We start from the raw sequence: 22,993 nt of genomic DNA, 5'->3' as shown, positions 1-22,993 counted from the left end.
TGCTCGCACAGCCATGTTTTCCGTTTCAGTCGAGCAGGCCGATCACGATACCCGGGGGCACGAATGCGCATATTGGTTGTGGAGGACGATCCCGTTCAGGCGGAGGAAGTGCAAAGCGCACTTTCCCCTTATTGCCACACGATCAAGGTCGTCGTCGATGGAGAGCAGGCGCTGCGCTACCTGCGGTCCGAATCCGTCGACGCCGTCGTGCTCGACTGGCACTTGCCCAGCCTGACCGGCATCGAAGTCCTGAACTGGATTCGGACACGTGCGGATGTCGAATACGGCGTGCTGTTCCTCACCAGCCGCGTCGAGGAACTCGATGTCGTCAGGGCGCTGGAGGCCGGCGCCGACGACTATCTGAGCAAGCCGTTCCGCGCCGAGGAGCTCGCCGCGCGGGTCAACGCGCTGTTGCGCCGCGTTGCGCGCAACGTGAAGCGCGACGAGCCGATCCGGGCGGGCGCGTACGTGCTGGACCCGGTGGAGCGCGCGGTCCGGCTTCGCGATACCAAGATCGAATTGACGACGAAGGAATTTCAACTCGTCGCGTGCCTGTTTCACAATCTCGGCAAGATCATGTCGCGCGAGTTGCTGGCGACCACGGCGTGGGGGCGGGAACTGGGAACGGAGTCGCGTTCGCTCGATACGCATATCTACCGGATTCGGCAGAAACTGAAACTCGGGATCGAGAACGGCTTGCGCCTTTCCGCCATCTATACGCTCGGTTATCGACTCGATCAGATCAAGCCCGCCGCCGAAGCGTCGGCCGACGTTCGTCGCGACGTAGGCATGCTGATGGAAAGCCGCGCGTGAGTTTCGTTGCAGGTAGGTAGCCGTGTCTCGGGCAGGAGGCGGGGCTCCCGGCATGCGCCGGCGCTTCGTCACGCAACGAGACGGGCTTCCGCGGCACTGGCCATCTCGAATCTCGCGCGGGCGCCGCAACGGCATTGCCGATGCTGATCGTCGCATTCTGCACCGCGACGAACCGCATCCGCACGGCGCCTGATATGCGCCGGCCGACGCGCCGGATTCCCTTGCGCCGCACGCCGACGTAATGACCGCCCCGCGTTCGCTTTGAACTCCTATTCATTTCGGAACACCTGACCATCGGATCTCCGATGCCTCTCGACGTTTTGACACCGACGCGTGGTGCAAGTCAGCCCGAACCGTCTACGTGCGCCCCATCCGATCCATCGCAATGATGGCAGCGTCGTCACACGTTAACAATCATTCAATGCGTGACAAATGTTTGCTTTCTGATTCGAATGTTCTCCCCTAATATCTAGCATCACAAGGATCATGCAATTAAATACGTTTATATCATTTTTAAAATGATCGATTCTCCGCACGGAAATCGGCATTCACCAATCTATAAAAGTCATCGCAAAGTACCCGACCAGAACTATTCTCGAAGACGAATTTACTCGTCCAAAAATCAAGATCGCATATTGAATTGGCAGTTGTTCCGACTATCCCATTTACAGTAACGGCGGCCTGCCGTCGAGCACGATTTTTTCATGCCGAGATACAGAAATGGAAAACCTCATGAAGCGATCGGTGATCACCGCGACCGCGCGGCGTTGTCACGCGATCGACTTACCCGCCCCGCCCCAATCCCATTCGAGACCCGACACACTGTCGTGGTCGCACCCGATCATTCCATTCCGATATTTCGACGGCCGTGCGCCGTCGAAGTCGCCGAGCGACGCTCCCGCTCAAGACCCGCTTGCAGCGCCATGGACGACACCTCGCATCGTCCTCCATGGACAGCGCAAGATCTCGATCAACCGCCCATGACGCAAATTTTATTGTCACAAGGCATTTAGCACCACTACCCAATCGTATCCGATAAAGATTTATTCCTTCATAGGGGTGATCAAGATGAATAGAGTGTACAAGGTCATATGGAGCAAGTCTCGCGGCACGTTCGTCGCAGCATCGGAGCTCGGCAAGGCGCGCGGCAAGGGCGACTCCGGCTCGGACGTCTCGTGCGACGACCGGCTGGCGGGATCACACTCGGCGATCGGACGGCAACGGACCATTCGAATCCTTCTCGGCTTGGCGATCCCGGTTTGCCTCGGTGCATCCTGGCAGATCGCACACGCCCAGTATTCCGCTGGCAACGGCAGTGCCACGGGGACCGGAGATGTCGCGATCTCAGGCGCCGGCGGCGTAGCCGCAACCGCAAGCGGTGGACTTGGAATTGCCATCGGCAGCCAAGCATCTACCTCCGGACTGAATGCAGTAGCGCTGGGCACGAATGCCCATTCGTCCGCCGCCGGCGCAATCTCGATGGGAGCAAATGCACTCGCTACCGGAGGGAATGCGCTCTCGATCGGCGTGAACGCGACTGCGTCCGGGCAAACCAGCACCGCTCTCGGTCCCGCAGCCCTTGCGTTGGGCATCACGTCAACTGCGGTCGGCCCCAATTCATTGGCAACCGCTGCAAACTCTGTTGCCTTGGGCGTCTTGGCGTCTGCAACCAACACCGCGGCGACGGCGATCGGCTCGAGCGCCGTCGCGAGCGACACCGGCGCCAGCGCTTTCGGGCAAGCCGCCACAGCCTCCAGTAGCAGTTCGACTGCCATCGGCGGCAACACGACAGCCAGCGGAATCGGTGCGAGCGCGATCGGCCATCAGGCACTCGCGACCGGCACCAACGCTTCCTCGTTCGGCGCCTCTGCCGCCGCGACCGCCGAGAACGCCAGTGCGCTCGGCGATTTCTCCACGGCATCCGGAATCGGCAGCACGGCGTTGGGTGCGGGTGCACGGTCGAGCGCAGACAACGCGCTGTCCGGTGGATTGAATGCAGCGGCGTCCGGCGTTTCATCGATTTCCCTCGGCAACGCGTCGGTTGCCTCCAACAATTCCGCGACGACGCTCGGCGCCGGCGGTACCGCATCGGGCGACCACTCGACCGCGCTGGCGACGCTCGCGACCGCGGCCGGCAGCTACTCGATCGCCGCGGGCTTCAAGTCGATCACCACCAACACCGCCGACGCCGGCATCGCACTGGGTTCCGGCGCATCGGTCAGCGGCGCGTCCGGCGTCGCGATCGGCGTCAACAGCGGGGCGTCGGGTGTCAACGCGGTCGCGCTCGGCCCGGGCGGCACGGCGGGCGTCCCCGGTTCCGGCACGCAGGCGACGGGCGCGCAGGCCGTGTCCATCGGCTACAACGCGCTCGCCAGCAATACCTACGCGCAGGCATTCGGCAGCCAGGCGACGGCGAGCGGCACGAGCTCGATCGCCATCGGCAACACCGCCACGGCGTCCACCCTGTTCGGCATCGCCCTCGGCAACCTGGCGACCGCATCCGGCATTTCCGGCGTCGCGCTCGGCGCGGGTGCTACCGCAGGCGCCGACAACTCGGTGGCGCTTGGCGTGAATGCCGGGGTATCGGCATACGGCGGCGTCGCGATCGGCACCGGCTCGCAAGCGCTGGCCGGCTCGACGGTCGCATTCGGCGACACCAGCACGGTGGCCGCAGCCGCGGGCGCGGGTTCGATCGCCGGCGGTCACAACTCGCAGGTGACCGGCGGCACCGGTGCGATCGCACTCGGCGAAGGCCAAACCGCGAACGGCAACGGCGCGGTGGCGATCGGCGATCCGAACACGGCTACCGGCAACGGCGCCGTGGCCATGGGCGCCAACAACACTGCGAACGGCAATGGCGCGGTCGCGCTGGGCAATACGAACGTCGCGACCGGGCAGGGTTCCGTCGCGCTCGGCAACGCGTCGCAGGCCAATGTCGCGGGCGCGATCGCGATCGGCGATGCGGCCAACGTCCAGGCCGCTGCCACCGGTGGCGTCGCGCTCGGCTCGGGTGCGACTGCGAGCGTGGCCAACAGCGTCGCGCTCGGCGCGAATTCAGCGACGGTCGCCGCCACGCCGACTTCGAGCGCGGTCATTGGCGGCGTGACCTACAACTTCGCGGGCGCGGCACCGGCCGGCGTCGTGAGCGTCGGTGCGCCGGGCGCGGAGCGCCAGATCCAGAACGTTGCGGCCGGCCAGTTGAGCGGCGCCAGCACCGACGCGGTCAACGGGTCGCAGTTGTTCGCGACCAACCAGCAAGTAACGGCAAACACGACCGCGATATCGAACATCAACAACGGCGCGGGCATCAAGTACTTCCACGCGAATTCGACTGCGCCCGATTCGTCGGCGACCGGCGCCGATGCCGTCGCGATCGGCGGAAACGCGCAAGCGACGGTCGCGAATTCTGTCGCGCTCGGCGCGAACGCGACCACCACCGCGGCCACCCCAACCTCGAGCGCGGTCATCGGCGGCGTGACCTACAACTTCGCGGGCGCGGCCCCCGCCGGCGTCGTGAGCGTCGGCGCACCTGGCGCGGAACGCCAGATCCAGAACGTCGCGGCCGGCCAGTTGAGCGGCACCAGCACCGATGCGGTCAACGGTTCGCAATTGTTCGCGACCAACGAGCAGGTGACGGCCAACACGACGGCCATCTCGAACATCAACAATGGCGCCGGCATCAAATACTTCCACGCGAACTCGACGTTGGCCGACAGTCAGGCGACCGGGACGGACAGCATTGCCGTCGGCCCTCAGGCAGTCGCGAGCGCGGCCGGCAGCCTGGCCGCCGGCACCGGCGCGCAATCGAGCGCGGCGAGCGGCGTGGCGCTCGGTGCGCAGACGGCCGTTTCGATAGCCGGCGGCGTCGCGATCGGCTCGGGCGCCGTATCGGATCGCGCCATCGCGGCCGGCAGCGGCACGATCCCGGCCGGCAGCCACACCGTACCGTTCAATACGTCCGACGCGACCCTGCTGGGCGCCGTGTCGTTCGGCAGTGCATCGGGCAACACGTACCGGCAACTGATCAACGTCGCCGACGGGACCGACGCGCACGATGCGGTCACGGTCCGGCAGTTGACCGGCGCCCTGCAATCGTTCGCCGTCACGCCGACGATGTACTTCCACGCCAACTCGACCGCCGCCGATTCGCTCGCGGTAGGCGCCGAATCGATCGCGGTGGGGCCGACCACCGTCGTCAATGGAGACAACGGCGTCGGGATCGGCAACGGTGCGATCGTGCAGCAGACGGCGCCCGGCGGCGTGGCCATCGGCCAGGCCGCGAACTCGGGGCAGGCCGATGCCATCGCGCTGGGCAGCGGCGCGAATGCGACGGGGCCGCAATCGATCGCACAAGGCGCGAACGCCGTTGCCGGCACGTCGGGCGGCATCGCGATCGGCTCCGGCGCGAACAGCAGCGCAGCCGACGCCATCGCGTTGGGCTCGGGCGCCAGCGCGAGCTTCGCGAACAGCATCGCGCTCGGCGCCGGCTCGGTCACGACGGTCGGCGCGCAGTCGAACTACATTGCGTACGGCTTGAGCAGCCCGCAGTCGTCTGCCGGCGAAATCAACGTCGGCAACCGCAAAATCACCGGTCTCGCCGCCGGCTCGGCCGGCACCGACGCGGTCAACGTCAGCCAGCTCGAGGCCGTCAACCAGAACCTGACGACGCTGATCCAGAACATCAGCAGTACCAACGGTAACGGCGGCTTCCCTTCGACCCCGGGCTCGTCGACGCCGCCCGCATCGACGGGCTCGAACTCGTCGGCAGGCGGCAACGGCGCGGTGGCGTCCGGCTCGAACAGCACGGCGGTCGGCAACGGCTCGACCGCATCGGGTACCGGCTCGACGACGATCGGCTCGGGCGCGACGTCGTCCGGCAACGGCTCCGTGGCGATCGGCTCGGGCAGCAACGACGGCGGGCGCAACAACGTCGTGTCGATCGGCACGGCGACTTCGACGCGGCAACTCACGAACGTCGCCGCCGGCACCGCGCCCACCGATGGCGTCAATGTCCAGCAACTGAATGCCGCGGTGGGCAACGCAAACGCGTACACCGACGCGAAGATCCAGTCGCTGCGACGCGATGCGGACGGCGGCACCGCCAGTGCGATGGCCGTCGCGGGCCTGCCGCAACCGTCCGGCCCCGGCAAGAGCATGGTGGCGATCGCCGGCAGCGTCTATCGCAGCCAGTCGGGGCAGGCGATCGGCATCTCGACGATCTCCGAGAACAATCACTGGATCTATAAGGCCGCCATCACGACCAACACGCGCAACGACTACGGCGCCGTGATCGGCGCGGGTTACCAGTGGTGACGGCGGAAAAACGGCTGTCCTGCAGCGACACGCGGCGGCCGCGCGCAACGATCGATCGTTGCCGCGGCGCCGGATACGCGGCTCCTTATACGATGAGAGACTGATCATGAAAATCCAATGGGCACTTGCGCTGTCCGTCAGTGTGCTTTCCGTTGCATCCCTGGCAGGCTGTGCGGCCGACGGGCCGCCCCGCTTCCCGGATCCGCAATCCGCCAGCCCGAAGGGCGGCACGTTCGTGAACGTGGCCAACCTGCGTAACGTCGGGCCCGGCCTGAACAAGGACCAGATGTTCGACCTGCTCGGTCCTCCTCACTTCAACGAGTGGTTCGTCGGCAGCCACGTGTGGAACTACCTGTTCGACTTCCGCCGCGGCAACGAAGTCGTCTCGTGCCAGTACCAGGTGCGCTACGACGAGCACATGAAGGTGAGCAATACGTACTGGCGCGACCCCGCATGCGCGGACTTCGTGCGCACGCAATCCGCCGCGCCGGCGGCCGCGGCAGAGCCGCCGGCCGCGCCGATCGAGCAATTCACGCTGCAAAGCGACGCGCTGTTCGCGTTCGGCCAATCGAGCCTCGAATCGATGCAGCCGGGCGGCAAGGCGCAGCTCGACGATGCGGTCGAGCGGATCAAGCGCCACAAGACGATCACGCGGATCGTCGTCGTCGGGCACACCGACCGGATCGGCACCCCCGCGGTGAACGACCCGCTGTCGCGCGCGCGGGCGCAAACGGTCCGCCGCTATCTGATCGCGCATGGCCTGGACGGAAACGTCATCGAGGCGGACGGCGTGGGATCGCGCGAGCCCGTCGCGCATTGCCCGCCCGGCCAGAGCCGCGCCGTGATCGCGTGCCTGCAGCCCGATCGCCGGGTCTCGATCGCGGTCAGCGGCCGCGACTGACCTGCCGCGACGCCGGTGGCGTCATTCACGCTTCGCCCGCGTGGCGGGCGCCACATCGAACGACCGGCAAACCGGCATCGCGCCCCTGTGGGCGGTAACGCGCGCCTCGGGCTTGCCGGCATCGCCGGCGGCATCGCGTTTGCCGCCGTATCGGCGCCGGGCCGGAACGACCGAGCGCCCGCGCCGCGCCCTACCCGTGCGGAAAGCGCGCGACGCGGCACGACGGCGCTTGATTCGAACGCCTGAGCGACCAGCTACCAGCAATCCGGATGACGACGATGAGAAGGGTCGGGGTGTATGTGGATGGCAGCAGCATCGACGCGAATGGCGGCCATCTGATGCGATACGACGTGCTGCGCGCGCTCGCCGGTCGGGCCGGCGCCACGATTCAGCGGCTGCACGCGTATCTGAGTTTCGACGCACGCCGCGCGGCACGCTCCGCCGATTACGACGCGCGGATCAAGGGCTATCAGGCGGCACTGCGCGACAAGGGATTCCGCGTCACGGTCAAGCCGCTCAGACACATCGCCGACGAGGATGGCACCGAAACCGTCAAATCGAATTCGGATCTGGGCATGGCCATCGACGCGCTGTCCGAATCGGACCGGCTCGACACCGTGCTCGTCGCCACCAGCGACGGCGATTTCGTCGAAGTCGTACGAGCGTTGCAGAAGAAGGGATGCCGGGTCGAAGTCCTCGGGTTCGACAACGTGCCGCTCGAATTACGCGATGCGGCCGACCAGTTCATCAGCGGCTATCTGGTGCCGGGCCTGCTGCCGGTTCGCGATGCGGCCTCCGGCTCGCCTGCCTGGGGCCAGGTCGGCTCACGCGTGCGCGGCGTGTGCAACCGGTTCGAGCCGGACGACGGATATGGCTTCATCGCGTTCTGGGCCGCGTTGCCCGATACGCCGCTGCTCGCGGCGGCCGAGACGAGCCCCGCCTACTTTCGCGGCAGCAGTTTGCAGGATCCGTCGATCGTCGCGCGGTTGCCGTCTCGAAGCACGATTCTCGAATTCGACCTCGCGATGCCCGCGAAACACACGGGCGCCCCTGAGGCGCGCCGGATTCAGGTCGTTTCCAGCGCCTAGCCATCAAGGCATCGCGGCAGCCCGATCAGCGCCCGAGCGCCGCGTCGTGATCGTGCTTCGACAGGAACATGAGGAAGGTCGTCCCTTCCCCCAGCTTCGAGCGGACCTGCAGCTTTCCGCCGAGCGAATCGACGACCGTCTTGACGAATGCCAGGCCCAAACCATGCCCGGACATCGACGCGCCGCCGTCCAGTTGCGTGAATTCGCGAAACAGCTTTTCCTGGTCGCGCTCGGATATGCCGGTTCCGTAATCGGTCACGGCGATCTTCACGTGCCGATCCGTGGCCGACAACTCCACGTCGACCGTGGAGGCTTCGCGACCGAACTTGATCGCGTTGCCGATCAGATTGACGAATGCCCGCCGCAGCAATTGCACATCGGCGATCGTACTGAGCCCGGGCTCCGCCGTCAGGTTGACGATCGTCGATTTCGCACTCGCCTGCGGCAGCAGATCGTCGACGGCATCGCCGAGCACCAGTGCGGGATCGACCGCGGCCAGCTTCGGCGGCAGATTCTCGGCCCTGGCAAGAAAGAGGAAATCGTCGGAGAGGGTCAGCGCGCGCGTCGCATACTGTGATACCAGTTCGGCGAAGCGCTGCGGCGTGTACCGCGACGGATCCCGCCGGATCTGCGAAACGAGCGCGAGAATCGACGCCTGCGGCGACCGCATGTCGTGCGACAGGAATCGCAGCGCCATGTCCCGCTGCCGCTCGGCCATCCGCACGGACGAGACGTCCGCGACATGAAAGACCAGCGCGCGCTCGCCATAGACGGACGGGCGGATCGGTGCGCACTTGATCAGCAGCGAACGACCGCACCGTGCATTGGCGATCTCGATTCCCTGGTCGAGCTGCGATTTCGTCTGTGCCGACAGCGCGTCGCCGTCAGGCCAGTGATCGAGCGACGTCAACGCCTGCGCGACGAATTCATTCGCCCGATGCGATGCGGTGATCTGAAACAGCACGTCCGAAACCGGCCGGCCCACCGGCGCCCGCCCGGCATCCGGATGCTCGTCGGGCTCCGCGCACCACGCGGCGATCCGCCGGTTCGCCAGCAGCACGACACCGTCGGCCGACGCAATCAGCGTCGCTTCCGGCAGACTGTCGACCCATGCGTCGATGAGCGCACGATAGCGACGTACTCGCGCATCCAGATTCGCAGTCCTGTCCAGTTGCCGCCGAACCGGGTCGACGTGTCGCACGACGCTCGCCGACTCCGCATGCAGCAACGGGTCGGTCGCCATGCGGTCGCCGAGGAGACCGATGAAGCGCAGCAACACTTCGGTACGCCGCCAGAACACCAGCACGCAGGCGAGCACGCACATCAGCATGCCGGTGGCGGGCGGCAGCGCCTCGCCGCCGACCACGAACACGGCATACGCGATCGCAGCAACCGCTCCTGCGACGACGAACGATGCAACGAGGCCGGCACCAGGACCGAACCGGTAGAGCAACGCACAGATCACGCACACGACGGCCTCGTTGAACAGCAGCGCCCACGCAAGACCGGCCTGTTGAAGCGGTGCCGCCGCGGCCGGCGCAGGCGATGCAACGATTGCCGCGGCATCGTCTCCGATCGGCCGCACGCCGGCCGACGACACGCCGGGCCGGCCATGCCCGAGGTCGGCAGCCGCGCGAATCAGGACCGCGCGGCCGCTCAGCCGGTTCGACGGCACCGCGCCGTCCAGCACGTTGACGTACGAGTAGCGCTCGCAAGGTCCGTTCCAGTGAAACGCAGCGTCGCGCGCGCAGGCTTGATCGGCGTTGCCGGAATTGCCGAGGTTGCCGCTCCCGGCCTCCGTTCGTGCGCCGCCGCGACTTGCCGCCTCGCCACCGCGGTGCCCGGCACGTGCGCGCGCGACGTCCCGCAAGCCGGTCAGGTCGATACTGACGACTGCGACGCCGCTTCCGGCAAGCCGCTCCATCATCCGCTCACGGGTTTCGATGCTGAACGGCCAGTTGCCCAGACGCGCGGTCGTACGTTCGTCGACCACGATCATCGCCAGCGGCTTGACGGGCCCGCCGTGGGCCGACCGTGACACGAACCCGAACCACGCGCGGTCGACGCGTTGCAGCGCATGTGTCGCCGTGAGCACCGCACAGACCAGCACCAGCGCAAACGTCATGCGTATCCACTCCGTGGCGCAATACGAGGACGCGCTCCCCGCCATCTGCCTGCCTTCATCACATGAACGGCGCCGCCCCAGCCCCAAAAATCTTCCGAACATGTCGATCAGATGATGCTCCATCGATATCGCATTGATCGGCATCTGACATGCCTGCGTCAAACACCGCACCCCACTTCAAGCAGCATTGACCGGAGACGCAGCAGCCGGTCACCCCCCTTCACGTGCCGATCGCCCGCCCTGTACATACGCGCTCGGACGTACCCGGCCAAACGACCTCCAAGCAGCGATCCGTAATTTAATATGCGCCAATTGTACTTCAATTTCCACACAAATTAATCACACAATTTAATTACAATTAAATTAACATTTAATTCAAACTCTATCCTGATATTTTTCAGAATAAACCATCACTTCCAGGCGACATCATTCCTCATCCAAAGCACGCGCACCGCTCGCTCCACCCAAAAAATCGGTGCATTAAAAGCCGAATCATCACACAAAACGAAAATCAATTCAGCTTTCAATATGCAGCCCCAATATCACAATACGATTTCCATGAATCTCATTCTCAAAAATCGAGCCACAATATACAAAACAATAAACAAATTTACATTTGTTTATTTTCCATGAGTTGAAATTTTGCATTCCACTCAATAGAATCGATCGATCAGCAACATGCTGCCGACATTTAATCGGCGTACCCGGACATTCATGAATTTCCCCTTTGCATCAAACGATCCGCTCGACGATGCCGAACGCGGACTTCGTCAGGGCGAGTTCTTTTTCCTCCTGCAACCCAAGTTCGCGCTCCAGGGAATCCGTCTGGCCGGTTTCGAATGTCTGATGCGCTGGCGCCATCCGGCGCGCGGCATCCTGGAGCCCGCGTCGTTCATCAGCCTGATCGAGGATTCATGTCTGGCCACGCGCTTCACCGAACTGCTCACCCGAAGAGCGGCGCACATGCTGGCGCAGTGGAAGGCGGCCGGTTACGGCAAGCTGTCGCTCGCGATCAATCTGTCTCCGTCGGAGCTGGGGCACGCGGATTTTCCGGCGCAGCTTTCCGCACTGCTGACGTCGCTCGGGCTCGAGCCGGCTCGCGTCGAAATCGAGCTGACCGATGTCGTTCCGCCTGCCCGGCTCGACTGGCTGGTGGAGGCCATCCATGCGACGCAGGCAATCGGCGTGCGCGTCGCATTGGACGACTTCGGTGCAGGCTTCAATTCGCTGACGCTGTTGCAACAGTTGCCGGTGGATATCGTCAAGTTCGATCGCTCGCTGATCCGCGATGTCCTGCAAAACAACGAATCCATGCGGGTCGTTGAGACCCTGGTGCACATCGCGCAAAGCCATGGCAAGCACATCGTGATGACGGGCATCGAAACCGCCGCGCAGTTCGAATGGGCCAGCACGCTGCCGGACGTCGACGGCCAGGGTTTCTATCTCGGCGAGCCGCTGCGCGAAGCGGCGGTCCAGACGTTCATCGCCGATTGCCATGCGCGGATCCTGTCGTAGCCCCGCGCGCGCCGTAGGCGAGTAGGCGCCATCCGTGCTTCAGGCGCGAGGCCGCGTGCTTCATGCGTCGGGTCGGCATGCCGGACGCCGCCGCATCCCAGGATTCATCCGGAATATCGGGTGCCATCTACGCTCCGATCGGGCTGTTTGTTCACGCCGCCGTGTGCGACGTGCAGCCAGCATAGAACGGCGGCCCGAGCGCTCAAAGTGAACTTTTGTCACTTTCACGAGCATTTCCACAGGGCTCCCACATTCCGGGAAAATGCCGATCCGTCGGGCACCGACGTGCGCCGGTGCCTCGCCCGTGAATTACCAGCGAATCAACGCCGAGCCCCACGTGAAGCCCGAGCCCATTGCAGGCGTCAGGACGAGATCGTTCTCCTTGATGCGTCCGTCGGATACGGCTTCGCCGAGCGCGAGCGGAATCGACGCCGCCGACGTGTTGCCGTGTTTGCCGACGGTGAGCACGACCTTCTCCATCGGCAGATTCAACTTCGTGCCGACGGTTTGCACGATGCGCTGGTTTGCCTGATGCGGAACGATCCAGTCGACGTCGTCCCGGGTCAGCCCGTGCGCATCGAGCGCTTCCTGCGACGCGTCGGCGAGATTGACGACCGCATGCAGAAATACGTCGCGGCCCTCCAGATGCATCTTGCCGGCGCTTTGCGTCGACGATACCCCGCCGTCCGTGTGAATCTTGTCCCAGTACCGCCCATCCGAATGCAGATGCGTGGACAGCACACCGCGCGGCCTGTCGCCTTCGCGCCGTTCGCCGCGCAGCACCAGCGCGCCCGCGCCGTCGCCGAACAGCACGCAGCTATTGCGGTCCTGCCAGTCCACGATACGCGACATCGTTTCCGCGCCGATCACCAGCGCGGTGCGCGCCTGCCCGAGCCGGATCATGTTGTCGGCGACCGAGAGCGCGAACACGAAGCCCGAACAGACGGCCTGCACGTCGAACGCGGCGCCGCGCGGCATGCCGATCGCTTCCTGAACGCGGACGGCCGTCGCGGGCATCGTGCGATCGGGCGTGCAGGTCGCGAGCACGATGAGATCGACGTCGGCCGCGGCGATCCCTGCGTGACTCAGCGCGGCCCGGGCCGCGCCGATCGCGAGATCGGACGTGTTCTCGCCGGGCGCCGCGATCCTGCGCTCCTTGATGCCGGTGCGCTGCGTGATCCACTCGTCCGTGGTGTCGACCTTCAGCGCGATGTCATGATTCGTCATGCGGTGCTCGGGCAACGCGGAACCGCAGCCGACGACGCGCGACATCCAGTGGTCCACGCGATTGATTTCCACCATCTTCGGTACTCCGATCAAAGTCGATGACGCGCCGGCCGCCCGATGTCTCGAACCGGCGCCCTGGCGTTACCAGCTTCCGACGCCCGCGTCCTGGCCCGGCTCCGCGGCGGCGCTCGTGCCCTGCGGTTGCAGCGAGACGAGATGCTCGGCCAGCGCATTGAAGGTCGGATAGTCGTAAAGGACCGTATCGTCGATCTTGATGTTGAGCCGCTCTTCGAGGAAGAACGCGAGTTCGACGGAATGCATCGAGTCGAAGCCGGCGTCGGCGAAGGTCTGTTCGAGATCGGTCGGCACCTTCAGGTTGTTCGCTTCGGTCCACTCCTGGATCCACGCAAGAATGGTTTCCGCGGTGACCGTCGGCCCGTTGACGGCTGCAGCTTGAAGTTGATCGTTCATGGCATCGATTCCTTGAAGTCGGATTGAGGACGGTGAAGGCGCGGCGGCGACGCCGCGCCCGGGAAACGGAAAGGCAGCGCCTATGCGGGTGTCGCGCGCATCAGCGGTTCCGGATCGGCGTGCGGTGCATCGGCAGCGCGTCCGCCGAGAAAGTGCGCGAGACGCCGCACGGAAGGTGCACGCACGATGGAGTTGTGGTCGTCGTCGAACACGTCGACCGTGATGCCGCCGCGCCCGAAACGGCGCAATTGCTGCTCCGCCAGCACGCTCGACATCCCGCGCTTGTCGCGCGCGGCGAGCGCGTATCCGATGTGCGTTTGCACCTGCCGCGGCTGGTGACAGGCGAGCGCCACCGCGCTCGCGGCATGCAGCCGCGCGATGTGGTCGAACATCTCAGGCTGGGCGCGGCGGCGCACGTCGGCGAGATAGAAGTCCTGATCGAGCATCGCATCGAAACGCGGGTCGGCCAGCCATCGCTCGACTGCCTGCATACCGTCATCCGGCGCGAGATCAGCGGCCAGTGCGCGCAACCGCGTGGCGAATTCGCCGTCGTGGAGCGGGCTGTCGACGATCATCAACGGCGGCGCGCTCCCGCCCTCCGACTCCCACTGCGCGGCCATTTCGTGCGCGACGATCCCGCCGAACGACCAGCCGCCGAGCAGGTCGGGCTGCCTGCCGTGCGTCGCGAGCAGCGCCGCGCAGTAGCGCGACGCCAGTTGCGCGATCGAAAGATACGCGGGCGCGTGGCCCTGATCCGCGTACGGATGACGGATCGCGACGACCGTCGGGTCGCCCGGCCATGCCGCGGCCAGTTCCTGATAACACAGCACGTTTCCGCCGACCGGATGCACGAGCGCAACGAGCGGCCCGGCCCCGTCGCGCAGCGTCACGACCAGGCCGACGTCGCCGCCCGTTTCGGCCGGTTGCCGGGGATCGGCCGCCACGACTTCGCGAACGGACGCGTCACCGTTCGTCGCGCCGAACCACGCGGCCAGCGTCTGGAGCGACGCGCCGCGCGCCAGCATGGCGATCGGCGGCATCTTGCCGAGCCGCTGATGCAACCGCACCCGCAGCTCCGTCAACGCCAGCGAGTCGAGCCCCTGGCCGACGAGCGACAGCCCATCGTCGAGCACGACGGTATCCGGCGCGACCGCTGCCGCGATCGTGCGCAACGTCGCGAGCATCTGCGCCGCGCCCGCCGGTGCCACGTCGGCGCGATCCACCTCGATCGAGCGCGGCGGCCGGGCTTCCGCATTCGATGCGCCATCGCTTCGTTGGCGCACCGCACCATGCGCCGCTTCGGCGAGATCGGGAAACGGCAGCTCGAAACGCTCGGTGTCGAACGCGTAGCCCGGCGCTTCGGCAGGCCGCGGCGCATTGCCGTACAGCTTGTGCCACGCGATCTTCTGCCCTTCGCCGTAAAGGCGTGCGCAGCCGTGGGCGAAGCCGGTCGATTCGGTTTCCTCATCGCCTTCCGGGCCGTCGGCGAGCGACGCGATCGCGCACGTCCAGTCGCCGCCGGCGGCGGCGCGCGCGAGCTTGGCGAGCGCCGCGCCGGGCCCCACTTCGACGAAGAGCGTCTTGCCGTCCGACGCCGCCAGCAACGCGTCATGAAAACGCACCGGCTGCTCGACGAGATCGAGCCAGTGCTCGACGCCGGCGATCGCATCGGTCGCGACGGCGCCCGTGAGGGTGGAGACGATCGGAATCGACGGCGGCGCGAACGTCAGCGGTTCGAGCGCGCGCCGGAACGCTTCGCGCATCGAACGTAACATCGGCGAATGGCCCGGCGTGCCGTAGGTCTTGAGCAGCGACACACGCTTGCCCGCCGCGACCATCGCGTCGTGCACGCGCGCCACCGCTTCCGGCGTGCCGCTGACGACGGTCTGCCCCGGCCCGTTGATGCCGGCGACGAACAGATCCTCGCCGAACGCGAACCGCGCGGCGAGTTCGTCGGCCGCGGCGGCCACCGCGAGCATCGCGCCGGCCGGCGTCGCGGTATCGAACAGTCGGCCGCGCGCCTCCACCGCCTTGAGACCGTCGCCGAGCGACATCACGCCGCCGATCACGGCGGCCACGTGCTCGCCGAGCGAATGCCCGATCAGCAGATCCGGCTGCACGCCGAGCTCCATCCAGGTACGTGAAAGTGCGTAGCACACGACGAAGTGAGCCAGTTGCCCCGGATGATGGCGCACGGTTTGAGCGCCACGGCCGACGATCGCATCGAGCACGTCGCGGGCCGTTTCGCTACCCAGCAGGCGCAGACACGCGTCCGCGTGTTTGCGGAACAGGCCGTTGCCGTGGTAGAGGTTTCCGCCGACGCCCGGCTGCCACGCCCCTTGCCCTGGCACGAGAAACGCGACGCGGGACTTGCGCGGCGGCTCGCCCGTATGCCAGTTGCCGGACGGATTGTCCGCGAGAAACGCGTCGAGCGCGTCGATGAAATCCGCTTTCGTCGTGCCGACCAGCGCGACACGATGATCGAAATGATCGCGTCGCACGTTCGACGTATGACACGCATCGCGCAGCGGCACGGACGTGCCCGCGAGCCAGGCCCGCCATGCCGACGCGACACGCCGCCGTGCGTCCGGCGAGCGCCCGGACAGCGTCAATACGCGTTCGCGGTCGATCGGCGCACCGGTGTCCGGCACGGGCGCCGGCGCGGACAGAATCAGGTGGACGTTGGTCCCGGTGATGCCGAAACCGCTCACGCCGACCAGCGTCTCGCCTTCGTCGAGCGGCGTACCCTCGCGTGGAATGGCGAGTTGCGCGCCTTCCCAGTGAAAGCGCGGGTTCGGCGTCTCGAAGTTCACCTGCGCGGGTACGTGGCGGTGCCGCAGGATCAGCATCGCCTTGATGAAGCCGGCCACGCCCGCGGCGCCCTCCAGATGCCCGAGCTGGGACTTCACGGAGCCGACGAGGATCGGCTTGTCGCGTGCGACGGCGCGCGTATAGACGTTACGCAACGCGGAAAGCTCGATCGGATCGCCCAGCGCCGTGCCCGTGCCATGCGCTTCCACGTAGGCGACTGCTTCCGGCCGAACGCCGGCGCGCATCATTGCCCGGCGAATGACGGCTTCCTGCGCCGCGCCGTTGGGCGCGGTGAGGCCGTTACTCGCGCCGTCGCTGTTGACGGCCGACCCGATCAGCACCGCATCGATGCGATCGCCGTGCGCGAGCGCGTCGTCGTGCCGCTTCATCACGATCACGCCGCCACCTTCGCCGCGAATATAGCCGTCGGCGCTCGCGTCGAAAGGACGGCATTGCCCGGAGGCGGACATCGCCTGGAGCCGCGCGATGCCGATCGTTTCCTCCGGCCCGAGGATCAGGTTCACGCCGCCGGCGATCGCGACGTCGCACTCGCCGGCCTGCAGGCTCTGCGCGGCAAGATGGATCGCGACTAGCGACGACGAACAGGTCGTATCGACGAAGATCGCGGGCCCGCTCAAACCCAGTATGTGCGCGACGCGCCCGGGGGCCATCGCGCGCAGGTTGCCGAGCTTCGAATAGGTGGTGATGCGCGACGGATCGCCGGACCAGACGGTGCGCCGGCCATAGTCCGCCTCGCCGATCGTCATGAAGACCCCGACGTTCCTGCCGCGCAGCCGGCCCGGCGCGATACCCGCGTTCTCGAGCGCCGCCCATGCGAGTTCGAGCATCCAGCGCTGCTGCGGATCCATCTCCATCGCCTCGGCCGCCGAGGTCCGGAACAGCTTGCGGTCGAAGCGGAACGGATCGTCGACATAGCCGGCCACGCGCGAATACGTGGTGCCGGGCTCGTCGGTATCCGGCGAGTAGTACGCGTCGATATCGAAGCGTTCGCGCGGCGTTTCGCGGATCGCCGTGCGCCCGGAATTCAGCAGCGTCCAATAGCTCGACGCACAGGACGCGCCGCCGGGGAACCGGCACGACATGCCGATGATGGCGACGCGCTGCGCTTGCGTGTTTGACTGGTTCATACCGTCCTCGCGGCGGAAAGCGTTCATCCGGCCTAGTGGCGGCTCGCCGCGGCGAGATCGTCGCTGCTGCTCGCCTGGACGAGCACGGCCATGTTGCCGGGCAGGTGCCGGTTCTCGCGGATCTTCGCGTGCGCGTCCGGCAGGCGGCTCCACGGAAACACTTCCGACAGGCACGGGTCGATCTTGCCGCTCATCACGAGCCGGTTCGCCTGCGACGCTTCCTTGAGGTTGGCGAAGTGGCTGCCCTGAATGCGTTTCTGGCGCATCCACACGTAGCGCGCATCGCAGGTCAGGTCGTAGCCGCTCGTCGCCGCGCAGAACACGACCATGCCGCCGCGCTTCACGACGTAGCAGGACGGGGCGAACGTATTGCGGCCCGGGTGCTCGAACACCATGTCGACGTCGCGCTTTTCGCCGAGCGCACCCCAGATCGCCTTTCCGAAGCGCTTGACTTCATCGACGTAGGCCGCGTACTCGGCCTTCGCATCGACGGGCGGCGGCGCGCCCCAGCACGAGAAATCCGAACGGTTGATCACGCCCACCGCGCCGAGCCGTTTGACGAATTCGGCCTTCGACGCGTCGGAGACCACGGCGACGGGGCGCGCGCCCGCGAGCGCCGCGAGCTGGATCGCCATCGTTCCGAGCCCGCCCGCCGCGCCCCACACGAGCACCGATTGCCCGGCGGAAAGCACGTGTGGCTTGTGGCCGAACAGCATCCGGTATGCGGTCGCGAGCGTGAGCGTATAGCAGGCGCTGGCGGCCCACGTGAGGTGCTTCGGGCGCGGCATCAGCTGCGTCGACTGCACGCGCGCGAACTGCGCGAACGAGCCATGCGACGTTTCATAACCCCAGATCCGCTGCGACGGGGACAGCATCGGATCGCCGCCGTTGCATTCCTCGTCGTCGCCATCGACCTGGGAGCAGTGTGCGACCACCTCGTCGCCGACCTTCCATTTCTTCACGTTCGAGCCGACGGCCCATACGATGCCGGCCGCATCCGAGCCCGTGATGTGATACGGATCGTCATGCAGGTCCAGCACCGAGAACGGCTGGCCGAGCGCCGCCCACACGCCGTTGTAGTTGACGCCGGCCGCCATCACGAGAATCAGCACGTCGTCCGGGCCGAGCGAGGGCACGTCGACGATTTCGTTCGTGAACGCGTGCTGCGGCTCCCCGTGGTTCTCGCGACGAATCGTCCACGCGTGCATTTTCCTCGGCACGACGCCCAGCGGAATCGCGCTGCCGATGTCGAACAGTTCCGGCGGGTTCCTTCTCGTTTCTACAGCGAAATCGATCGTTTTGGTATCCATAACAATACTCGTGAAAGAGTTGATCCGGGATAAGTTGCACTCGTGCTAGGCCGCGGCCATCCCGCCGTCCACCGACAGTGCGGTACCGGTCATGAACGAAGACGCGTCGCTCGCGAGGAACGTGACCGCCTCGGCGATTTCCTGTTCGGTGCCCAGCCGGCCGACCGGATGAAACGCCTTGATCTGGTCGGTCATGCCGGTTTCATCGAGAAACTTCTCCACCATCGCCGTCGCCACGAACGCCGGGCAGATCGCATTGACACGGATATTCTGCTTCGCGTATTCGAGCGCGGCCGCTTTCGTCAGCCCGAGAATCCCGGCCTTCGACGCGTGATAACTGCAGCCGCCGAATGCAGACGCCACGAGGCCATAAGTGGACGACATATTGACGATCGCACCGCTGCCCGCTTTCAGCATTTCGGGAATTTCGTATTTCATCGAAAGGAACATCCCTTTCAGATTGATATTCATCACGTAATCCCAGCTCGCCTCGTCGGTATCGGCCACGGCTTTGCCGAATGCCTCCACGCCGGCGTTGTTGAACGCAATATCGAGCCTGCCGAATTCGTGCACGGTCTGCGCGACCATCCGCGCGCAATCCTCCGCGCTCGATACATCGGTCTTCACGAACAGCGCTTCGCCGCCCGCGCGGCGGATCTCCTCGACAACGGCCAGACCTTCGTCGATGCGGCGCGACGCGATCGCGACCCGTGCGCCCTCCCTGGCAAACAACAACGCCGTGGTCCGGCCGATACCCGAACTTCCCCCGGTCACGAGGGCGACTTTTTCATGAAGCTTCAGCATCGTATTCTCCAGTCGCATTGATATGCAGGCCCCGTCATCACCATCCCGATTTTTCAGATCGAAAATGAATCGTCGGTTCTTGACCGGATGGATTCTAGACGGCGAAAAGCGTGCGCCGATGAAAAGTGAAAAAAGTTCAAATTTGATTGTCGAACGGACGAATATCATCGCTGACGTCACGACACTCCGCTTTCAACAATCGGCCTTCCATGCGTACGAATACGATCACCCGGCATGAACTCGGCATGTCTGTCATACACGCGATCGGCGACGAAGGCTTCGTCGGGCTGAGCGCGGCACTCGACCGTCTCGACCCCGATTTCAAGCGATTGCTCGTCGAGGGCGCATATGCCGACATCATCGCCCGCCCCAACCTCTCGCTGAAGCACCGGGAACTCGTGACGGTCGCGGTACTCGCGACGATGGGCAATGCGGATGGCGCACTGAAATACCATGCGGGCGGCATGTTGAATACCGGCTGGACGCCGCACGCGGTGCTCGACACGGCGTTCGAGACGCTCCATTACGCAGGCGTGCCGGTGGCCGCGGCCGCGATACGCCACATCGCCGGGTTGTTGCGCGAACGTGCCATCGATATCGACGTCGACGTCGATTTTTTAGAGGATCCCGAAGCGACGATCGCCACGTTGCTTGAGCGCCGGCAACGGCCGTTCGATGCGCTGACGCCGAAAGAGCGCCGGCTCGCCGCGCTTGCCATCGTCATCGCGCGCGAAAACCGGCACGATGCGGTTCGCGTACACGTGAACGACTGCCTGCACGCTGGCTGGACGCGCGGCGAACTGACGGAGGTATTGATTCAACTGACCGGCTACATCGGCTGGCCGCTCGTCCTGCCCGTGTCGCGCATCGTGCTCGACGCGTTCGATGCGTTCAGTGCGCTCAACGGGGCGCCGGACGACTCGGCGGGAATCCAGGCCGATGCACCGGCCGAGCGGCATGCGCTGCAACGCGACCTGTATCCGTCGGACGCGGTAGGCGGCTTTGTGGACATGTCGTCCGCGATCGAGCGTGGCATCGATCGGCTGGCCAGCGCGGCATCGGGCGATGAGCCGGTCGAGCACGCGAAGGCACGCCACCTGACGGCAATCGCGTGCCTGACCTGCCTCGCGCGCAATGCCGATGCCGACGCGCTCGCCGCGCACATCCGCGACGCACGGCGGTCGGGCGCATCGCGACCCGAGATCGTCGAGGCCATCGTCGGCGCGCTGCCTCACGCCGGCGTGCTGGCCGTGCAATGGGCGCTCGCCGTGGCGAGCCGTTGGTTCGCCTCGGCAGCTCCGCATGCGGCGCGCGAGCACGACGACGTGCAGGCATGAAGACGACCGCGTTCCACCTCTCTCCCACACCATGCGGCACGAACGACACAGGAAACGACGATGAACGACGAAGGCGGGTACGATCTCGAGGATCTCATGCCCGGCATGAACGCGTGCTTTTCGAAAACCCTTTCCGAGCACGACGTGCTGCTGTTCGCGAACGCGACCGGCGACCGGAACCCCGTGCATCTCGACGAGGCCTATGCGCAGCGAACTTTTTTCGGCGGCCGCATCGCGCACGGCATGTTGTCCGCCTCCGTGATATCGGCGGCGATCGCGACGCATCTGCCAGGGCCCGGCTCGATCTATCTGTCGCAGGATCTGCAATTCCGCCGCCCGGTCAAGCTGGGCGAAACGGTCTGCGCGACGGTGACGGTCAAGGAGATTCTCGCGAGCCGGCGTCGGGTCGTGCTGGAAACGCGCTGCGAAGTCGACGGCCTCGTCGTCGTGGAGGGCACGGCGGTGGTGATGCCCACGAATGCGGCGGCGCGCCGGAAAGAAGCGGCGACCGTGCAGGATCAGGCGGTTTGACGGCCGCCCGAAGCGCGACTGCCGGCGTCGTCGGGCGTGCGACCCGCGGTCGCGCTACGCGGGTTTGCGCAGCGGCTCGAGCAGGTGCCTCAGGCCGTTATGGTCGATCTCGTGCATCAGCGCGAGCTGCCGGCCGATTTCGCCGCGCGGGAAGCCTTCACGCGCCAGCCAGTTGAGGTAAGGCCCGGGCAGGTCGGCAAGGAGTCGCCCTTTGTATTTTCCGAAGGGCATGGTGACGGCGACGAGGGATTCAAGATCTGGGGTGCGCATGCGCGTATTGTGCACGGCTTTGCGCAGCCGCGCGCGTCACGGCCCGGCTGCGGCCCAAGGCCGCGAATCCGACCCTTCGCGGCGGGATGAATCAACCAACCGGCCCCGATTGACCATCGGGATTCACGTCGGCCGCCGGCTTGCTTCGCGCCTGCTAGACTGGAACTTCCCCCTGCAAACCATGGAGGGAATCATGATGTCCATCTATGTCGTGAAGACCGGCGAGCAGTTCCTCTGCACCGCCGAGGACGGCGATATCGGCATGGCGCCGGCCATCGAAGACGCGGCCTCCTTCGGTTCGTACGACGAAGCGGAGAAAGCCGCGAGCGCGCATGCCGACCCCGGGTACGAGATCGTGGCCGTCTGCATGATCAGGCACTGAGCGCCGATCCGCGGCCCGGTGCGCAGGACGATCCGCGTGCCGGACGCCCGTCGCCGCCCGTCGCCGCGCGTCGGCGGCGTCGATGCGACGGACCCGGCGTTCGCACGCCGCGGACGGGCGGTTCGCGCCACTCGTCGTCCACGCCGAGCATCATTGCCGCAAGCGAGCCGTCCGGCTTCGACGGCCACGCTTGCGGCAACCGGCTTGCAGCGTCCTACTTCTGCAGCGAGATTTCCACGCGACGATTGCGCGCGCGTCCTTCGGCGGTATCGTTCGATGCCGCCGGGTTCGCCTCCCCGTGGCCGACCGCGGCAAACGCATCGGCCTTCAGCCCGTGCTCGCGCAGATAGCCGGCGACGGCATCCGCCCGGCGCTTCGACAGCGCCTGATTGTGCGCATCCGAGCCGGTCGCGTCGGTATAGCCGTCCACTTCCACGCGCGCGAAATGCTTGTCGCCCTGCCGGCTCAGCAGCGTGTCGAGCGCGGCGGTGGCGGCAGGCGTCAGCACGGCCGAGTCGGTCGCGAAGTATGCATCGCCGGTCAGGCTCACTTTTTCGGCCGGCACGGGCGCCGGCGTAACGGCCTCGGCGGCCGGCGCGGGCGCCGCGCCGCACTGGAACACGATCGAATGCGCATCGGCGCCGTCGCGGTACGGCGTGGTGGTGTCGACGAGGCGCACGGCCTCGTTGCCGCACATGCGCGTCGCGACCTTCATGCAGGTCTTCGCGCTCGACAGGATGCCGTGGCAGTCGACCTGGAACGTCCGGATGCCGTTTCGCGGCTGCAGTTCGTACGCGTTGTACGTCGGCCCCGACGCACTCGAACAGGCCGCGAGGGAAACGACGGACGCCAGCAGGGCAAGATGGATGTTTTTCACTTGATGACTCCGAGAATGCGATGAGCACGGCGCGTGCGGCGCGATGTCGCGACGCATCCGCGCGTGTTTG

At 66.0% G+C, this 22,993-nt stretch carries 16 protein-coding genes; 8 read left to right on the top strand and 8 right to left on the bottom strand.

Features of this window, described 5'->3' with window-relative positions; translation table 11 throughout:
* Nucleotides 1–63: 63 nt before the first annotated feature.
* The 4 genes from C5F75_RS28910 (at nucleotide 64) to C5F75_RS28895 (ending at nucleotide 8,115) form a co-directional block, all read left to right on the top strand.
* Nucleotides 64–813: a response regulator transcription factor gene (locus C5F75_RS28910; protein WP_059583773.1), complete on the top strand. Its 750-nt coding sequence runs from the start codon at nucleotides 64–66 to the stop codon at nucleotides 811–813.
* Between the two features lie 1,068 nt (nucleotides 814–1,881).
* Entirely contained in the window at nucleotides 1,882–6,126 is a 4,245-nt protein-coding gene (locus C5F75_RS28905; RefSeq protein ID WP_104013128.1) for a YadA-like family protein, read from the top strand.
* Between the two features lie 106 nt (nucleotides 6,127–6,232).
* Nucleotides 6,233–7,027, top strand: a complete 795-nt coding sequence (locus tag C5F75_RS28900; protein WP_060010700.1) for an OmpA family protein — start codon at nucleotides 6,233–6,235, stop codon at nucleotides 7,025–7,027.
* A gap of 278 nt (nucleotides 7,028–7,305) precedes the next feature.
* Nucleotides 7,306–8,115, top strand: coding sequence for a LabA-like NYN domain-containing protein (locus tag C5F75_RS28895; RefSeq protein WP_179231830.1), 810 nt, complete (start codon nucleotides 7,306–7,308; stop codon nucleotides 8,113–8,115).
* 25 nt (nucleotides 8,116–8,140) lie between these two features.
* On the opposite strand, the gene C5F75_RS28890 is transcribed toward C5F75_RS28895, so the two are convergent.
* Nucleotides 8,141–10,240, bottom strand: a complete 2,100-nt coding sequence (locus tag C5F75_RS28890) for a sensor histidine kinase (RefSeq protein ID WP_104013125.1) — start codon at nucleotides 10,238–10,240, stop codon at nucleotides 8,141–8,143.
* A gap of 678 nt (nucleotides 10,241–10,918) precedes the next feature.
* Here C5F75_RS28890 and C5F75_RS28885 point away from each other — a divergent pair.
* Nucleotides 10,919–11,755: an EAL domain-containing protein gene (locus C5F75_RS28885; protein ID WP_257220857.1), complete on the top strand. Its 837-nt coding sequence runs from the start codon at nucleotides 10,919–10,921 to the stop codon at nucleotides 11,753–11,755.
* Nucleotides 11,756–12,064: 309 nt separating this feature from the next.
* Here the strand turns inward: C5F75_RS28885 and C5F75_RS28880 are convergent, their stop codons facing one another.
* The 5 genes from C5F75_RS28880 to C5F75_RS28860 all read right to left on the bottom strand — a co-directional run bounded on the left by C5F75_RS28880 (nucleotide 12,065) and on the right by C5F75_RS28860 (nucleotide 19,526).
* A complete protein-coding gene (locus tag C5F75_RS28880) occupies nucleotides 12,065–13,057 on the bottom strand; it encodes a beta-ketoacyl-ACP synthase III (RefSeq protein ID WP_089466225.1) in 993 nt (330 codons plus the stop codon).
* A gap of 66 nt (nucleotides 13,058–13,123) precedes the next feature.
* Nucleotides 13,124–13,453, bottom strand: coding sequence for an acyl carrier protein (locus C5F75_RS28875; RefSeq protein WP_060010709.1), 330 nt, complete (start codon nucleotides 13,451–13,453; stop codon nucleotides 13,124–13,126).
* 80 nt (nucleotides 13,454–13,533) lie between these two features.
* Nucleotides 13,534–17,412, bottom strand: coding sequence for a type I polyketide synthase (locus tag C5F75_RS28870; protein ID WP_104013124.1), 3,879 nt, complete (start codon nucleotides 17,410–17,412; stop codon nucleotides 13,534–13,536).
* A gap of 32 nt (nucleotides 17,413–17,444) precedes the next feature.
* Nucleotides 17,445–18,722, bottom strand: coding sequence for a crotonyl-CoA carboxylase/reductase (gene ccrA, locus C5F75_RS28865; protein WP_060010711.1), 1,278 nt, complete (start codon nucleotides 18,720–18,722; stop codon nucleotides 17,445–17,447).
* Between the two features lie 45 nt (nucleotides 18,723–18,767).
* Complete coding sequence (locus C5F75_RS28860; RefSeq protein ID WP_060010714.1) at nucleotides 18,768–19,526, bottom strand: SDR family NAD(P)-dependent oxidoreductase; 759 nt, start codon at nucleotides 19,524–19,526, stop codon at nucleotides 18,768–18,770.
* A gap of 245 nt (nucleotides 19,527–19,771) precedes the next feature.
* Here C5F75_RS28860 and C5F75_RS28855 point away from each other — a divergent pair, with 245 nt between their 5' ends.
* Together C5F75_RS28855 and C5F75_RS28850 are read left to right on the top strand one after the other, a co-directional pair.
* The gene (locus tag C5F75_RS28855; protein WP_104013127.1) at nucleotides 19,772–20,863 is read left to right on the top strand and encodes a carboxymuconolactone decarboxylase family protein; all 1,092 of its coding nucleotides are present in this window, start codon (nucleotides 19,772–19,774) and stop codon (nucleotides 20,861–20,863) included.
* Between the two features lie 60 nt (nucleotides 20,864–20,923).
* Nucleotides 20,924–21,394: a MaoC family dehydratase gene (locus tag C5F75_RS28850; protein WP_059583787.1), complete on the top strand. Its 471-nt coding sequence runs from the start codon at nucleotides 20,924–20,926 to the stop codon at nucleotides 21,392–21,394.
* A 54-nt stretch (nucleotides 21,395–21,448) separates the two neighbouring features.
* Here C5F75_RS28850 and C5F75_RS28845 read toward each other — a convergent pair whose 3' ends face one another.
* Nucleotides 21,449–21,664: a DUF3820 family protein gene (locus C5F75_RS28845; RefSeq protein WP_059583788.1), complete on the bottom strand. Its 216-nt coding sequence runs from the start codon at nucleotides 21,662–21,664 to the stop codon at nucleotides 21,449–21,451.
* Nucleotides 21,665–21,857: 193 nt separating this feature from the next.
* On the opposite strand from C5F75_RS28845, the gene C5F75_RS28840 reads away from it, so the two are divergent.
* Nucleotides 21,858–22,046: a hypothetical protein gene (locus C5F75_RS28840; RefSeq protein ID WP_059583815.1), complete on the top strand. Its 189-nt coding sequence runs from the start codon at nucleotides 21,858–21,860 to the stop codon at nucleotides 22,044–22,046.
* A gap of 214 nt (nucleotides 22,047–22,260) precedes the next feature.
* On the opposite strand, the gene C5F75_RS28835 is transcribed toward C5F75_RS28840, so the two are convergent.
* Nucleotides 22,261–22,923, bottom strand: coding sequence for an OmpA family protein (locus tag C5F75_RS28835; RefSeq protein ID WP_060313971.1), 663 nt, complete (start codon nucleotides 22,921–22,923; stop codon nucleotides 22,261–22,263).
* Nucleotides 22,924–22,993 lie beyond the last annotated feature (70 nt).

The sequence above is a fragment of the Burkholderia anthinoferrum genome (assembly GCF_002925705.1).
Taxonomy (GTDB): domain Bacteria; phylum Pseudomonadota; class Gammaproteobacteria; order Burkholderiales; family Burkholderiaceae; genus Burkholderia; species Burkholderia semiarida.
Note: the sequence above shows the minus strand (reverse complement) of the source record. Positions and strands in the feature narration are given on the sequence as shown.

Bases quoted from the DNA above. Each gene is read 5' to 3' on its own strand.
- C5F75_RS28910 (WP_059583773.1), top strand. From the start codon at position 64: ATGCGCATATTGGTTGTGGAGGACGATCCCGTTCAGGCGGAGGAAGTG.
- C5F75_RS28905 (WP_104013128.1), top strand. From the start codon at position 1,882: ATGAATAGAGTGTACAAGGTCATATGGAGCAAGTCTCGCGGCACGTTC.
- C5F75_RS28900 (WP_060010700.1), top strand. From the start codon at position 6,233: ATGAAAATCCAATGGGCACTTGCGCTGTCCGTCAGTGTGCTTTCCGTT.
- C5F75_RS28895 (WP_179231830.1), top strand. From the start codon at position 7,306: ATGAGAAGGGTCGGGGTGTATGTGGATGGCAGCAGCATCGACGCGAAT.
- C5F75_RS28890 (WP_104013125.1), bottom strand. From the start codon at position 10,240: ATGACGTTTGCGCTGGTGCTGGTCTGTGCGGTGCTCACGGCGACACAT.
- C5F75_RS28885 (WP_257220857.1), top strand. From the start codon at position 10,919: ATGCTGCCGACATTTAATCGGCGTACCCGGACATTCATGAATTTCCCC.
- C5F75_RS28880 (WP_089466225.1), bottom strand. From the start codon at position 13,057: ATGGTGGAAATCAATCGCGTGGACCACTGGATGTCGCGCGTCGTCGGC.
- C5F75_RS28875 (WP_060010709.1), bottom strand. From the start codon at position 13,453: ATGAACGATCAACTTCAAGCTGCAGCCGTCAACGGGCCGACGGTCACC.
- C5F75_RS28870 (WP_104013124.1), bottom strand. From the start codon at position 17,412: ATGAACCAGTCAAACACGCAAGCGCAGCGCGTCGCCATCATCGGCATG.
- ccrA (WP_060010711.1), bottom strand. From the start codon at position 18,722: ATGGATACCAAAACGATCGATTTCGCTGTAGAAACGAGAAGGAACCCG.
- C5F75_RS28860 (WP_060010714.1), bottom strand. From the start codon at position 19,526: ATGCTGAAGCTTCATGAAAAAGTCGCCCTCGTGACCGGGGGAAGTTCG.
- C5F75_RS28855 (WP_104013127.1), top strand. From the start codon at position 19,772: ATGTCTGTCATACACGCGATCGGCGACGAAGGCTTCGTCGGGCTGAGC.
- C5F75_RS28850 (WP_059583787.1), top strand. From the start codon at position 20,924: ATGAACGACGAAGGCGGGTACGATCTCGAGGATCTCATGCCCGGCATG.
- C5F75_RS28845 (WP_059583788.1), bottom strand. From the start codon at position 21,664: ATGCGCACCCCAGATCTTGAATCCCTCGTCGCCGTCACCATGCCCTTC.
- C5F75_RS28840 (WP_059583815.1), top strand. From the start codon at position 21,858: ATGATGTCCATCTATGTCGTGAAGACCGGCGAGCAGTTCCTCTGCACC.